The organism is Lacipirellula parvula (assembly GCF_009177095.1).
GTDB classification, from domain to species: Bacteria; Planctomycetota; Planctomycetia; order Pirellulales; family Lacipirellulaceae; genus Lacipirellula; species Lacipirellula parvula.
In genome coordinates this window covers 1,799,139-1,811,986 of sequence record NZ_AP021861.1, presented here as the reverse complement: position 1 = coordinate 1,811,986, position 12,848 = coordinate 1,799,139, and the positions used below count along the sequence as shown (strand labels likewise).

14 protein-coding genes, 1 tRNA gene and 1 pseudogene are annotated in these 12,848 nt (G+C 60.1%); 11 read left to right on the top strand and 5 right to left on the bottom strand.

The features are described 5' to 3' along the window. Positions 1-18: 18 nt before the first annotated feature. From devC to PLANPX_RS06935, 3 genes are all read right to left on the bottom strand, one after another. Positions 19-1,212, bottom strand: a complete 1,194-nt coding sequence (devC, locus tag PLANPX_RS06945; protein ID WP_152098033.1) for an ABC transporter permease DevC — start codon at positions 1,210-1,212, stop codon at positions 19-21. 136 nt (positions 1,213-1,348) lie between these two features. Beyond that, positions 1,349-2,578 carry an FtsX-like permease family protein gene (locus PLANPX_RS06940; protein ID WP_152098032.1) on the bottom strand — a complete coding sequence of 410 codons (1,230 nt, stop codon included), beginning with the start codon at positions 2,576-2,578 and terminating at the stop codon, positions 1,349-1,351. A 64-nt stretch (positions 2,579-2,642) separates the two neighbouring features. Continuing rightward, complete coding sequence (locus PLANPX_RS06935; protein ID WP_152098031.1) at positions 2,643-3,905, bottom strand: HlyD family efflux transporter periplasmic adaptor subunit; 1,263 nt, start codon at positions 3,903-3,905, stop codon at positions 2,643-2,645. Positions 3,906-4,211: 306 nt separating this feature from the next. On the opposite strand from PLANPX_RS06935, the gene PLANPX_RS06930 reads away from it, so the two are divergent. The 6 genes from PLANPX_RS06930 (at position 4,212) to PLANPX_RS06905 (ending at position 6,857) form a co-directional block, all read left to right on the top strand. After that, a complete protein-coding gene (locus PLANPX_RS06930; protein ID WP_152098030.1) occupies positions 4,212-4,514 on the top strand; it encodes a hypothetical protein in 303 nt (100 codons plus the stop codon). 212 nt (positions 4,515-4,726) lie between these two features. Beyond that, positions 4,727-5,014, top strand: coding sequence for a hypothetical protein (locus tag PLANPX_RS06925; protein WP_152098029.1), 288 nt, complete (start codon positions 4,727-4,729; stop codon positions 5,012-5,014). Beyond that, positions 5,011-5,556, top strand: coding sequence for a hypothetical protein (locus PLANPX_RS06920; protein ID WP_152098028.1), 546 nt, complete (start codon positions 5,011-5,013; stop codon positions 5,554-5,556). The genes PLANPX_RS06925 and PLANPX_RS06920 overlap by 4 nt, the downstream gene beginning before the upstream one ends. A 168-nt stretch (positions 5,557-5,724) precedes the next feature. Beyond that, positions 5,725-6,078 carry an STAS domain-containing protein gene (locus tag PLANPX_RS06915; RefSeq protein ID WP_152098027.1) on the top strand — a complete coding sequence of 118 codons (354 nt, stop codon included), beginning with the start codon at positions 5,725-5,727 and terminating at the stop codon, positions 6,076-6,078. 31 nt (positions 6,079-6,109) lie between these two features. Further along, on the top strand, positions 6,110-6,562 hold the full coding sequence (locus PLANPX_RS06910) for an ATP-binding protein (RefSeq protein WP_152098026.1): 453 nt from the start codon (positions 6,110-6,112) through the stop codon (positions 6,560-6,562). A 222-nt stretch (positions 6,563-6,784) separates the two neighbouring features. Beyond that, a tRNA-Asn gene (locus PLANPX_RS06905) sits at positions 6,785-6,857 on the top strand. Positions 6,858-7,059: 202 nt separating this feature from the next. On the opposite strand, the pseudogene PLANPX_RS28395 reads toward PLANPX_RS06905, so the two are convergent. Then, positions 7,060-7,803: pseudogene (locus PLANPX_RS28395) on the bottom strand (tyrosine-type recombinase/integrase); the annotation flags it as partial. Here PLANPX_RS28395 and PLANPX_RS27930 point away from each other — a divergent pair. Next, on the top strand, positions 7,684-8,106 hold the full coding sequence (locus PLANPX_RS27930) for a hypothetical protein (RefSeq protein WP_232536315.1): 423 nt from the start codon (positions 7,684-7,686) through the stop codon (positions 8,104-8,106). The pseudogene PLANPX_RS28395 and the gene PLANPX_RS27930 sit on opposite strands and share 120 nt — an antisense overlap. Positions 8,107-9,013: 907 nt before the next feature. Here the strand turns inward: PLANPX_RS27930 and PLANPX_RS06895 are convergent. Beyond that, positions 9,014-9,589, bottom strand: a complete 576-nt coding sequence (locus PLANPX_RS06895) for a hypothetical protein (RefSeq protein WP_152098025.1) — start codon at positions 9,587-9,589, stop codon at positions 9,014-9,016. 387 nt (positions 9,590-9,976) lie between these two features. Here PLANPX_RS06895 and PLANPX_RS06890 point away from each other — a divergent pair, with 387 nt between their 5' ends. The 4 genes from PLANPX_RS06890 (at position 9,977) to PLANPX_RS06875 (ending at position 12,811) form a co-directional block, all read left to right on the top strand. After that, entirely contained in the window at positions 9,977-10,333 is a 357-nt protein-coding gene (locus PLANPX_RS06890; protein ID WP_152098024.1) for a J domain-containing protein, read from the top strand. A 136-nt stretch (positions 10,334-10,469) separates the two neighbouring features. Further along, entirely contained in the window at positions 10,470-11,375 is a 906-nt protein-coding gene (locus tag PLANPX_RS06885) for an NYN domain-containing protein (protein WP_152098023.1), read from the top strand. A gap of 216 nt (positions 11,376-11,591) precedes the next feature. After that, positions 11,592-12,071, top strand: a complete 480-nt coding sequence (locus tag PLANPX_RS06880; RefSeq protein ID WP_152098022.1) for a hypothetical protein — start codon at positions 11,592-11,594, stop codon at positions 12,069-12,071. Then, entirely contained in the window at positions 12,068-12,811 is a 744-nt protein-coding gene (locus PLANPX_RS06875) for a caspase family protein (protein WP_152098021.1), read from the top strand. Before PLANPX_RS06880 ends, PLANPX_RS06875 begins: the two co-directional genes overlap by 4 nt. Positions 12,812-12,848: the final 37 nt, after the last annotated feature.

The window sequence follows — 12,848 nt, the reverse complement described above, 5'->3', positions numbered from 1 at the left end:
GGTCCTCCGCCAATCGTGCTAGAACAAATTGGCTGGATCGGCAGCGAGTAATTTGCGGACGGCGAGCAAGCCCGAACCGATGCACATGGCGATTGTGAGTACGAGCACTTGAGTGATGGAGTACGGCGTCATTCTCAGCAACAGCCCCGTCGAGTTGGCGAGCAACGCGTAGAGGCCAACGCTCACAATGAACCCGGGGATGAAGCCGACGAACGACAGGAAGAATCCTTCGGTGACGATCAATCGCAGGAAATAGCCGGTGGTGTAGCCCATGGCCTTGAGCGTGGCAAACTCATGCATGTGGTCGGCGATGTCGGAGTAGATCACCTGATAGCAGATGACCATACCGACGATGAAGCCGATGATTTTTCCGGCGGTGAAGATGATGCCGATCGGCGTGCTGTTGTCCCAGAAGCCGATCTCTTGGTCGCGGAACTGGGCGCGGGTGAGGACAACGACGCGATCGTCGAGGATTTGATCGATCGTGTCGCGGACTTCCTCGGTGCGAGTTTTGTCGTCGACGTGCACGATGCCAAGGTCGACGACGCTTAACGGATCGCCGAACTGGACGCGTTGCGGAAAGTAAGCGGCAAAGTTCTCGGCGCTCATCGCGAGGTTGCCGTCGTGCGCGAAGTCGGTGCCGAGGTCGAACGTGCCGACCATCACGATCTTGCGATCAGCGAGTTCCGCTTGCACCTTCGCGAGTTCGGCGTCGCTTTCCGTCGGGAACGGAAAGTTGTCCCGTTTGCTGCGAACATCGATCAGCGCGGCATGCGGGAGCCGCAATTGTTCAAGTTGCGAGTTGATGCGTTCGGAGTTGAAGATGGGATCGTCGAGGCGGAAGCCGATCGAGCGAATCGGAAACGCCTTGCTCGGAGCGCCGCGGTCGAAGCTCTTTAGCCGGGACAGCGTGAGTTCCGTGTAGAGCGGGTAGGCGCCGCTGACGCCGCTGGCGGAGCGAGCTTGATTCACCAGTTCGAGCGCGAAGCGTTTTTCGGCGGCGAGCGTGTACTTCGCGCGGCTTACCAAGAAGATGTCGCCCTGCAGGTCGTCGATCATCTTCACCTGACTGTCGAACAGGGCGTTTTGGAAGCCGACCTGCGTAAACATCAAGAGCACCGCAAAGCCGATCCCCGCCACGGCCACGATCAGGCGACGCCAGTCGTGGGTGAGGTTCTTCCAGGCCAGTGGTGTTTTGGTGAAGGATGACATTCAGCGATGAACGAATTTCAATTGAACCACGAAGGCACGAAGGACACGACGAACGCCACGAAGTGTGGACGAGTTTAGACGGATGTTCTTTTCGTATTCACGTCGTGCTCGTTGTGCCGTCGTGGTGAGTAATCTCCTAGAACAAATCAGCCGGGTCGGCTTGGAACAGTTTTCTTAGTGCAGCCATGCCGGAGAGGACGCACATGATGACGGCGAGCACCAGCACGGTGGCGGCGATTTGCCAGGTCATTACCATCGGCAGGCCGGCTCGGGCGCCGACGAACAGGTACAAGCCCCACGAGATGATGATCGAGGGGACGTAGCCGACGAGCGCGAGGAGCACCGACTGCTGCAGCACGACGCGGGCAAGGTAGGTGTTCGGATAGCCCATCGCTTTGAGCGTGGCGTATTCGCCCATCATGTTGGCAATGTCGGTCGACAGGACCTGATAGACGATCGCCACGCCGACGAACAGCGCGACCCATACGCCGAGATTAAAAATCTTGCCGAGGGGCGTTTGCACGACCCAGCGATATTCTTCGCGGGCGTTCACTTCGGCGCGGGTGAGGACCTCGACGTCGGCCGGCGTTGCCGAGGCGTATGGCGCGAGCGACGCGGGGGAAACTTGCGGGGCGATGAGCCGTTGGACTTCGTCGCGAGCGGCGTTCGGATCAACGCCGGGTTGGAGCTTGAGTAGGCCGAAGTTAATTTCGTCGAGCGGCTGCCAAGGGCACGCCTGGGCGAAGCCGGCGTAGTTGCCGATGCAGGCGCCGTTGGCCGCGAGGCCGGTGCCGAGCGAAACGACGCCGACGATGCGAACGCGACCGCCGCCGAGGGCCGTCTCGACGCCGATATCGGCAGGGCCGAAGCGTTTGCCGTTCTGTGGACCGAAGTCGGCTTTGCTCTTGTCGTCGATCAACACGAATCGCGGATCGGTGAGCAGCACCGACTTCTCGCGGAGGTCGGCGGGGCGGAACGGCGGGTCGTGGGGATCGACGCCGATGGTGATGATGCCGCGCCAATCGCCGGTGAACTGATCGGGCGGCGCGTCGGGCGGAGGAGGCGCCTGCCACTCGCTGAGGCCAAGATAGAACGGTTGAGCGCTGGCGATGAGCGGGAGCGATGCGGCCTGGTAGACCCGTTCGCGCGGAAACGATCGCGGCTCGGTGAGGTGGAGATACGACGGCGAGCGGAGCATCAAGTCGAAGTCGAGCGCGTCGTAGATTTGCGTCGCCGTTTTGCGGACGGCGCCTTTGAACCCCATCTGCATGAAGATGAGGATCACCGCGAAGCCGACGCCGGCGAGCGCAACGGCGGTGCGAACCTTGTTGTGCGTGAGATTCTTCCAGGCGAGCGGCGTTTTCATCGCGATCTCTTCGCTCTCTGGCTCAACGCTCTCTGGAATCGGCGAGACGCGGGCGGACCCAATCCTAGGCGGCCGGCTTGGCGGGCTTCGTCTTTGCAGGAACGTCGGGCTTCTTCACTTCGCCGAGGAATTCGACCGTCACTTGCAAGCCGACCTTGCTCGCTGCTTCGGCAGTGGCGGCGGCATTGGCGGGATCGATCTCGACGTCGACTTCCACGATCGACCGATCGCTCGGGGCGAGCGGGTTGCGATTCGTGAGCCCCGGACTGGCGACCATCGAACCGATGCGAACAACACGGCCGGGGATGCCGGCGGTTGCGAAGTCGCCGGTGAAGGCGGGGCTGCGGAGCGTCACGCGTTGGCCCTCTTGAACTTCCTTGGCGTCGGCCTCGTAGACCTCGGCGACGCACGACATTTGCGTTAGGTCGGCGATTTCGATCACCGGCGTTTGGGCGATCAGTTCGCCGGGGTCGACCATCGTGCGGAGCACGGTGAACTCTTCGGCGCCCCCTTCAACCTGCGGAGCGCGGAGGACCGCTTGGTCGAGCGCGGTCGCGGCTGCTTGGCGATCGAGATCGGCGGCCAGCGTTTGGTCGACCTTTTCGGCGAGCGCGGCGCTTTGCTGCGCTAGCCGCACGCCAGCTTCCGCGGCAGCGACACCCTTGCGAGCGGCTTCAAGGCCGTCGGGGTATGCAGCGGCGGCCGCTTCGTATTCTTTGGCAGCGCGATCGCTCGCGTTCTGGCGACGGCGAAGTTGGTGAACCGTCACGAGTTCTTCATCTTCCGCTTGGAGAGCGACGAGCTTCTTGTAGTCGTCGGCGGCGATGGCGGCCGCTTCGGAGAGGTTCTTCAGCTTCCCTTCTTGGGCCTGCATTTCGCGGAGCTTCGCCTCGGCCTGCGCGTGCGTGGCGAGGGCTTGCTCGACCTGCACTTGCGCGGCGAGAAGTTCTTGCGAACGCTGCTCTTGCGAAGCTGCGTGCTTCAATTCGGCAGCTTTCAGCTGCGTTTGCCGCAGGTCGAACGTCGCCGTTTGGGCGAGTTCGCCGCCGGCGGGCACCTTGGCCCCTGCCTCGATGCCGGGGGCGTACATCGTCAGTTTCTCGCCCGGCAACGCGCTGATCGAGATGACGCCGCTCGTTGGTTCGATGCGGCCGAGGGCGACGATGTTGCGGGTCGGCTGAGTCGTGGCGCCCGCGGCAACGGCGACCGGACCGCTGTTCTGGCTGCAGCCGGCGATCAGCAACAGGCCAAGCGTCGCGCCGAGGAGCGCGCCGCGAGCAGGCCGGGTCGAGTGATCGTGCGTATCAACCATCTTGCGTGAGCCCATCGCGACGCCGACATGCTGCTGGAAAAGGTAAACCCGCGGGGATGGTTAAAGTTTAACTGCCGCTACGCGCACGGGGACCGTTTTCACGCCCATTTCTTAGAATCGTTCTCGCGGCGAGTTCCCTGCAGTAAACGCTGATTTAATCGGGACTTGCGGCATCTGCCGGCGGCGACGCGACCGCCGCCGCGAACTGGCGGCGGACGGAATTCGTATTCTGGGTGAGCGGGCGGCCAGTCTACACTGATGGCAACGATCGTGCCGATTTCCCGCCCCCATGTGATTCGCGGTTCAACGGAGTGAAACGCCATGCGACGCCTTCCCACATTCCTCTTCGGCATGTTCGTCGGCGGCGCGCTGCTTTACGGGGCGCTTCACTACCACGTGATCAATACCACGAGCGGCATCCACTTGGTGCCGAAGGTCGAATCAACCCTGGCCTCAACTTACGTCGACATCCGTAACTTCACGCCGGTCGACTGGATGCAGCACCAAGATGTCGCCGCGGCGCTATTCACGGCGAACCGGCAGGACCTGATGCAATCGGCGGCTCAGGATTCGTTGCGAACCGGCTTGGAGCAGATGCTCCCCCCTGCCACCGACCGGCGTTAACCGGGCGTTCGGCATAGCCGGCGCTTCCGAGCGCTGCGGCATCTTCGACAAGACCCTCCGCATCGGCGCCGTGGCAGCTCGACTTCAGTCGAATTGCGCCGCGGCTCGATATCTCTTCAACAAGCACGAATAGATTCATTCCGCCACGAACGGACGACGCTCGTTCGTCTCGGCGGCCTTGTCGATTTGCCTTAGCGTGGAGTGGCGCTCCGATGGAACTGAACCGCAATCAATACTTCTTCATTGGAGTGGTCATCCTATTGATCGGGCTCCAACTGCGGATGGTGAGCACCTACACGCTCACGCACGAGGCGACGAAGTTTCTCGCCCAACGGACAAACGCCTCGGCCGGCGATCACGCTCTGCTCGCGGTGACGAGCGATATGGGCGCCGGGCATCAGAAGACGATTCAACCGCCTGAGTGGATTGGCTGGTGCCTGATGTCGATTGGCGGCGTGCTGATTTTGCACAGCCTTGCGATGCGAAAGCCGGGGGGATGATGGCTCGCCGGCGGTTCGACATCTCGCAACGGTTGGTCGCGTCGGCGGCAGCGGCGACGCTTGGCGTATCGCTCGCAGGCTACGGCATGGCCGACGATCAGGCAACGCCGCCAGCGGCGGCTGAGCGAGCTGGCTTTGCGGCGCCAGGCGCTGCCGATGTAGCGGGTTCGCACTCGGCTAATACGCCGATTGGCGCCAATCGCCAGGAGAAGGAAGCCGCCGAGGCGGGGAAGCTGCGACTCCGCGAAGGAACCGAGCTGAAAAACGTCATCGGCCGCTTCCGGCAGGTGGGCGATACGCTCACCTTCATCGACGGCCAGAACCGCGAAATTGGCGGGTTGCCGAACCTGAATCTCGAACGGGTGTCGCGGGTGCTGCAGACGGTGGAAGAGCCTGAAAGCGTCAGCTGGAGCATCAGCGGCCGGGTGACCGAGTACTCGGGGCGAAATTTCCTGCTGATCAGCCGGGCCGTGTTCCGGTCGGCGGCCCCCCCTCCCCCGCCGGAATCCGTGGCCCAGGAGGCTGCGAAAGGGGCTCCCTAAGGGTTGAGGAGGTTCCTGCCGCAACTTGCTTGGCCCAAGTTACCGCGATATCATCAAATGGCTGCTAGCCGTGCTTGCCGGGCTGCCGCCAGACGCTGTTTGGCCAGATTCGCGCCGCGGTTCGAGCACCGCGAAATCATTCGTTCATCGAATTGGGACTTTCATCGCATGGCCAGTCCGCGTCGTTTGCAAATTGCCGAGTCGGCCAATATTTCCGTGGTCCATTTCAAGGACCAGAAGATCATCGACCCGGTCGCGATCCAGGAGCTCGGCCAAGAGCTATTCGATTTGATTGAGAAGGACGATCGCAAGAAGATTGTCCTGAACTTTGCGAACGTCGAGTTTCTGTCGAGCGCCGCGCTTGGCAAGCTGATCACCTTCGAGAAGAAGGCGAAGCGGACCGGCGCCCAGATGATTCTCACCAATATTTCGCCGGAGATTTACCAGGTCTTCGCGATCACGAATTTGGATAAGTTGTTCAAGATCAAGGACAGCGAAGCCGACGCATTGGCTGTGCTGTAGATCCCCCGCGCTTTCTCGGAACAGAGGCGCCATGTCTGCCACGCCGTCATCCGACGAACGTACGCTCCAGGTATCACTGCCGAGCTCGCTGACGGCCTATCACGACTTCATGCAGTCGATTATCGACCAATTGGAGGCGTTCGGCTGGCAGCATGGAGACTTGTTCGCGATTCACATGGCGCTTGAGGAGTCGATCTCCAACGCCATTCGTCATGGCAACAAGGAAGATCCAGCGAAGCGGGTCGCCATCGACTGCTACATGAGCAGCGAGCGGTTCTGGATCCGCGTCTGCGACGAAGGCCCGGGTTTCGACCCGCGCAAAGTGCCCGACTGCTGCGACCCCGACCGCCTGGAAGTTGCCGGCGGCCGCGGCTTGGCCCTAATGAAGGCCTACATGACGTTGATGGAATACAACGAGCTGGGCAACTGCCTGACGATGGAAAAGCGGATGGGCGTCCCGGCGAACGGGTGCCGGTGCGACTAACGACGGCGATGGGCCGTTGGCGTTCGGCGGGGGCCTGCCGCCAATAGGGCCGCCACCCAGCTGCAGTCGCCGCTCTTCGGCCTGCACGATGGGCAAAATCGTTCCATCCCGGCTCGTGCGGCGAGTTGTTCGCGAAACAGCCCGCCCGCAGCCGATCTGTCCCCTTGCCGGCCCTCGGGCGGTAAGATATTTTGAGTAGTTCAACGCCACTTGGCGGGCTATTCCCCTGTAGCTCAGTTGGTAGAGCAAGCGACTGTTAATCGCTTTGTCCGAGGTTCGAGTCCTCGCGGGGGAGCTTGAACATCTGTCCACTGCTGACCACTTGCGTCAGCAGTGGACTTTTTCGTTTCTGGCTGGACTGCGGACGCATCCGGGCTCTCGCTGGCCGACGCTGGCTGCACCGCATTCTGCACCGCCGGCGCGGCCCCAGTTGCGAAGTGCTCGTCGGTCACCTGCAGGTAGTGCTTCGCCGCGACCGCCTGGCTGTTGCCGATCCACTCGCAGACGACGTGCATCGGGAAGGTTTCGGCCAGTTCCGTCTCCCGCGTGCTCCGCAGGTTGTGGAAGATCTTCGGCCAAGCGCTCAGCCCTGCCCTTTCGATGATCCGCTCGAACTGAGTGCGCAAGTTCGCGTTCTTGTGGCGATAGCGGGTGATCACGAACACCTTCGCCCGTTCCTCGGGGTCGAGCGCCATCACCGACTCCTCGACCAGCGCCCAGGCGTCTTCCAGGTACGGCCGCAGTTCCGGGAAGATCGGAATGACGCGTCTCCCCTTCCCTTCGTGGTGCTCAGTCTTCGGGCTGCGGATCGTCACGCGGTCGTTAGCCCAGTCGACGTCGACCCAACGAAGCTGCATGTGCTCGGAGGGGCATCGCAGTCCGCCAAAGCGGCTCAGAGCGAACAGGAGTCGCCACTGCGCGTCCGGGCAGGCTTCGAGCACCTTGGCAGCCATCTCGCGCGTGATGAAGAACTCGCGGCTCTTGTTGGCTTTCACGTTGGTCTCCTTCATGTCGGCGAATGGGCTGTCGACGAGTAGGCGCTTGCGCTGCGCTGCGCGGAAGAACTGCTTCGCGCGGCCGCAGATCCGCCGCACTGTGTTCGGGCCGAGCGTTTGCGACAGATGGAGGCGGAAGTCGTCGGCGTCGCCCGCGGAGATGTCGGTCAACGCCTTGGCAGCGCCAAAGTACTCGACGAGATTGCGCTGCGCCCGCTGCAGGTGCTCGCGCGTTGTCGGCTTCACGTCGGTCCGCCCCTTGATGTAAGCCGTCAGGAACGCGCTGAGCGTCGACTTCTCGGGCGCGGCTTTCTTCGGCACGAGCCCGACGTTGGCGAGCTTGTCGTAGAGCAGCGACTCGAGCTTGCCCACCCAAGCGGCCGTCTCAGCGTCCCAGCTGGTCTGCGAGATCGCCGCGGCATTCAGCGATTCCGCCTTCGCCTTGATCGTGTCGGCGGCTTTCTGGGGGATCTTGCCCAGTCGTATCGAGCGGCGCTTGCGATCGCCGGCGACGAACTGGATCGTTCTGTTGCCGGACTTGTCTTTTGATAAACTGGCCATTTGCATCTACCTTTCGATGTTGAGTCCTTCACGGACTAGTTACGCGGTCGCCAACGTGCGGCCGCTTCTTGAGTTGCGTGTTCACTGCCTCGCGCGCCGGGCGAAATCCGGTGCACGCGAGGGCGGAAAAAGAGCCCGCCAGTACAAATGGCGGGCTGCGAATTCGTGAGCTACGTTTGCTCACTTCCTGTCAGCGGCGAGCCCTGGGTCAGAGGGGCATTCCAGGGCTCGCCGTTTATCTATGCGCCGCTTTGTCGGCGGCTTCGGTACTGGTCAGGCCCGGCACTTTCCCCGGGCTTTTCTGCTCGACGTCAGCGAAAACGGGCTGATTCGGTCCCGGTTGGTGCGCGCGATCGCGGAGAGGCTTCGTCACGGGGTTAAGTCGCTAACTGGCAACACGTTAACTGTGATCGGCGGCCGTTTGATTGCCCCTCCCACGGTCCGGATTTAGAATCTGTTGACGCTATTCGAACTTGGTGGATCGTAACTCTGATGGACGACGTAACTCCGAGGGACAGGTGGAAGACCCAAGGATGCGAAGCTTGCCGGGCCGGCGTACATTCGGCGTCCTTGGCATCACCGCGGCAAATTTCGGAATCAATGGAACAGCATGCTTTTCTGCATAAGTGCGATGTGTGCAATGCCTATTGGCGATATGGTGATCGCGAGGCTCATGTAATTCCGCAATCGCAGGCTCGCGAGGAGTTCCCTGACGCCTTCTCTTAATTTGTCTACACGTCCACATAGCCTTCAGGGTTACTGCTCCTGCGGAGGGGTGGCGACAAGATCGCCGTTTTAGAGTCGCCGATCGCCTTTAAGTCGTTGCCACGCAACAACAAATTCAATGGCGACATAAAACAGCCGCCGCCTGCCCGCGGCGGGAATGCGGCGATCGTCACGCACTCTCCGCATACCGTCCGTGCGGCATCGTCGTGAACTGGCTGTCATCCGGGCGACCGTCGATCAGCCACCAGTACTCCGGATTGTCGATCACCACGCCAGCGTCCGTTAGCACCTTCCGCAGCAACTCTGACTTCTGCACCATGATGTGCAGCCGCTCTAGCTCGCCGGTGCGACACTCGATCGTCTGCTCGCCCTTGCGCCAGTAGCCGAGTTTCTTGTCTCTCTTGCTGATGGTGCCGCAGCTGTACTTACGCTTCCCCTTTTCCTTGTGCCCCCATGCGCCGCAGTAGTGGCAGTGACCCTTCGGAATCGGCGGAACGGCGAGTTGGTGCAGCGTTACCTGGGAGCGCTCCAGGATGCTAAGGAGGTGGTAGTCGACTGCGATCCGCCATGGCCCAAATCGCTTGCGGTCGTCGTCCGACGTGACTTCCATTGAAGTCTCTTCCATCTCGGCGAGATCACCGACGACCCTGCCGGATGGCATCTCGATAATCCGCATCAGATCGGCGGTCGAAACGGTTGCGCGGCCATCCTTCAATTCGAGAACGATAGTTTCCGAGACCTGCATGGCTTGAATCCTTCCATGGCGCCGCTCGGATCGTCGCGAAAAGAAGCCGCCCCAGCGGGGCGTTCGCCCCTTGGACTGAGGCGACTCTGACAACCCGATGACGACGCGAAAAGACCGTAGGCCCGGTAATGCGGTTGGAAAGGTGAGCAAGTCACCCGCACACGTCTTCGCTCCCCGCCTACGCGGATCAAAGCTACTACGCGTGCCCACACTACCGGGCCTACGGTCTGATGTACCAATCATCGAATTGTCCTTGCTACGGCTTTCCACGGCCGGTCAGCGGTTAGCTGACAAGGGACAGTATGGACGTTGCGCGAGCGAAAAGCAAGATCGCCAGGTGGCACAGCCATTGCATTGTTCGAACCGTACACACACCCGGAGAACGCGATGCTAGGCCTAGACCCGCTGCAGCTGACGATCGTAGCCGCGATTGCCTTCGCATCGCTGGTGATGCTCAATGGCATTCTTCGGCGCTACCGGATCGCAACTGAGCCAGAGACGGACGTTCCCGGAGTTGAGCCGGTCCTGAAGACGGGATCACCTTGCCACTACGTTCCGAACAGTTTCGAGGCACTTGGGCTCCACGCAGACGCGACACCCGAAGACGTGCTCGCCGCTTACCGATCGCTCGCCATGGAGGCCCACCCGGACCACGGCGGCGACTTGGAAGCATTCACGCTGCTGCAGCAGAATTTTGAGCAGGCGATGGCGCACGCAGAGGGGCGAATCGCCCACGCGTCCTAATAGCTTATCTCGCAGCCGTCTGCGGAATCCAACTCAGCGGTCACGCCTGCTGCTCGCAACGCGTCACGTTCCATTCTGTGCGACCGATTCTCCGAAAAGCTTGCAATCCGCATGCGAAGGGGCGAGATTGGGCGTTATGGGACGTCATGGATTTGATCGAAAGGACCGAAACTACCTCTTTATTGACGGTGGATATCTGCGCGAGCGAATCAATCAGTTCGCAAAAGACTTTTTCGGAATAGAGCACTTCGGCTGGGATTGCGAGCATATCTCCGAGAGGTACTTCAAGACGTTCTATTATGACTGCCCGCCTGACGACAAAGCCACACACCGCGGCGAGGAGTACCGCGAATGTATCGCTGCGACGAAGCGCCTGCCAGGCGTGCATGTCGCCGAAGGCGTTCTCACGAGCGGCAGAAAGCAGCAACAGAAGCAGGTCGACGTAAAGCTCGCTGTCGACATGCTTTCTCACACCCTCAATCGGAACATGGATTCAGTTACGCTCCTTGCGGGCGACCAAGATTTCGTTCCAGCAATTGAAGCACTGGTGCGCGCCGGAATGTACGTATCGCTTATGTACGTGCATACATCGATCAGTCCGCGACTCCGGGATGCCGCCGATGAAGGGAGCACACTCGATTTTCGTGATCTCTATTTTGCATGCAGTGACGCATTTCGCGGTGCGAACAAGCTAGTTACGGAGAGTAGTTTTGTGATTGGTGGTGTAGAGCATCACTTTGCCCGCGAAGGACGAGCGGTCGACCGATGGCACCTGATCGGTAGCGGCAATACAGAGAGTGGCCAGCTGGCGAGGTTGGCTAAGATATTTCCCGAATCGCACTTTGCCCTTCTGATCGATAGCGGCGAGGGCCAGGTGCTTCGCTATTCGCACCCTGATGCACACATACTTTGCCGACAAGTTGAAGCTCTAGGCCATTCGTTCAAAGTCTCCAAGATCACCGCCGAGTACAGGGATGCGTTTCCAGCTCACGTCCAGGAACTCACGAAGCCGGCAGCCAGGCCAGCCGGACTAGTTGAATAACTACCGTCTCGGCCGTCAGATTTCAGCGAATGCGGGGTAATTTGCACCGCCTCACGCATCAACGTGAGCCGCCCCCTCTTCTAAGTGGATACGGTCACTCGCTTTGCGCCAGCTGGTTCCAGTCCTGCCACGACTGCTTGCGAATTGCCGGCGATGATGTCAAGATTACGGCCTCGTCGCGCAACTTGCAGCCTTACCTCGTCCACCCAACTTCAAATGGAAACGCAGGTACTTTTCGTGTTAGCAGAATCGGGAAGCAGCGCAGATTTAACTGTAGCGCTCGCTGGCGTCATCATATCTGCCATCGTAGCGTGGGTCACCGCGAGGAGGACGATTGCTGGCGATGAACGACGCGCATTGCGTGAAGGCAATATGCGGCTCATGGAATGGGCGATCGCGTACCCATTTCTAGAGACTCAGGCATTTTGCGATGAGTGGCCTAGCAAGCCTCGCGGGGACGAAGACGCAACGCGATACGAATTCTACTGCTGTCACGTGTTCAACGTGCTTGAGCAATGCTGGGAGTTTTGCGACGGCGATCTCGACAAAATGAAGCACATTCTCTACCCCGACGAGCTTATCAAATCGCATCAGCGATGGTGGCTTCACGACCCACTTAATCAAGAAGCGTATAAAGTTCCATTTAGACAATTCGTTACGAGTCGTATTCACGCGATCACCGGAGGTGAAGTTTGAGTCGCCAAGCGATCTTAGTTGAGTCATCCAAGCTCAAAGGGCACGTCGACCTTCCAGGCGCTAGAGCTGATGTGGTCAAATTCAAAGCGTACTTGGAGTCTGCGATCGGTGGCGCCTGGGAATCCAGCGAGATCTGTATTCTCAGCCATCCAACCGAAAAGGAACTATTGAAGTGGGTCAATTCGGCGAGCACGAAAGACTATTCGTTCGTCACTTTTTCGGGGCACGGTTACCACGCTAAAGGTAAAGGTGTCGACGAAACGCGTCTCTGCATTAATGACACCGAGGAAGTGGCAGTCTCGAAGCTAAATCCGGGAAATCCCAGATCGTTGATCATTGCAGACTCGTGCCGAAACGTAACTCTCATCGAAGCCGAAGAGTCTGCAACTGCATTTCGGCTCTCCCTAAATGCAAAAATGGCCGCTCTCGGACCCAATCGCGATAGATGCCGGAAGGTGTTTGATATATCTGTGCTCACTGCCCCAGCGGGTGCGGTGTACTTTTATTCGTGCGACCTCAATCAGACGGCAGGAGAAACGAATAACGGGGGATACTTCTCGCAGGCGCTGATCGACATAGGCGAGGCATGGGCCGATAACAAAAAAACCGGGGTCTTAAGTTCGTTTGACGCATTCAATGGGGCTGCCGCTGTCGTGGCTCAGAAAGACAAACAACAGAAGCCGCAGATCCAAGCAGGGCGCAGAATGACCCACTATCCATTCACCGTTTTTACGTACTAACTCAGCCGCATCAGACGTGAGTGAGCAGCCCACAAGA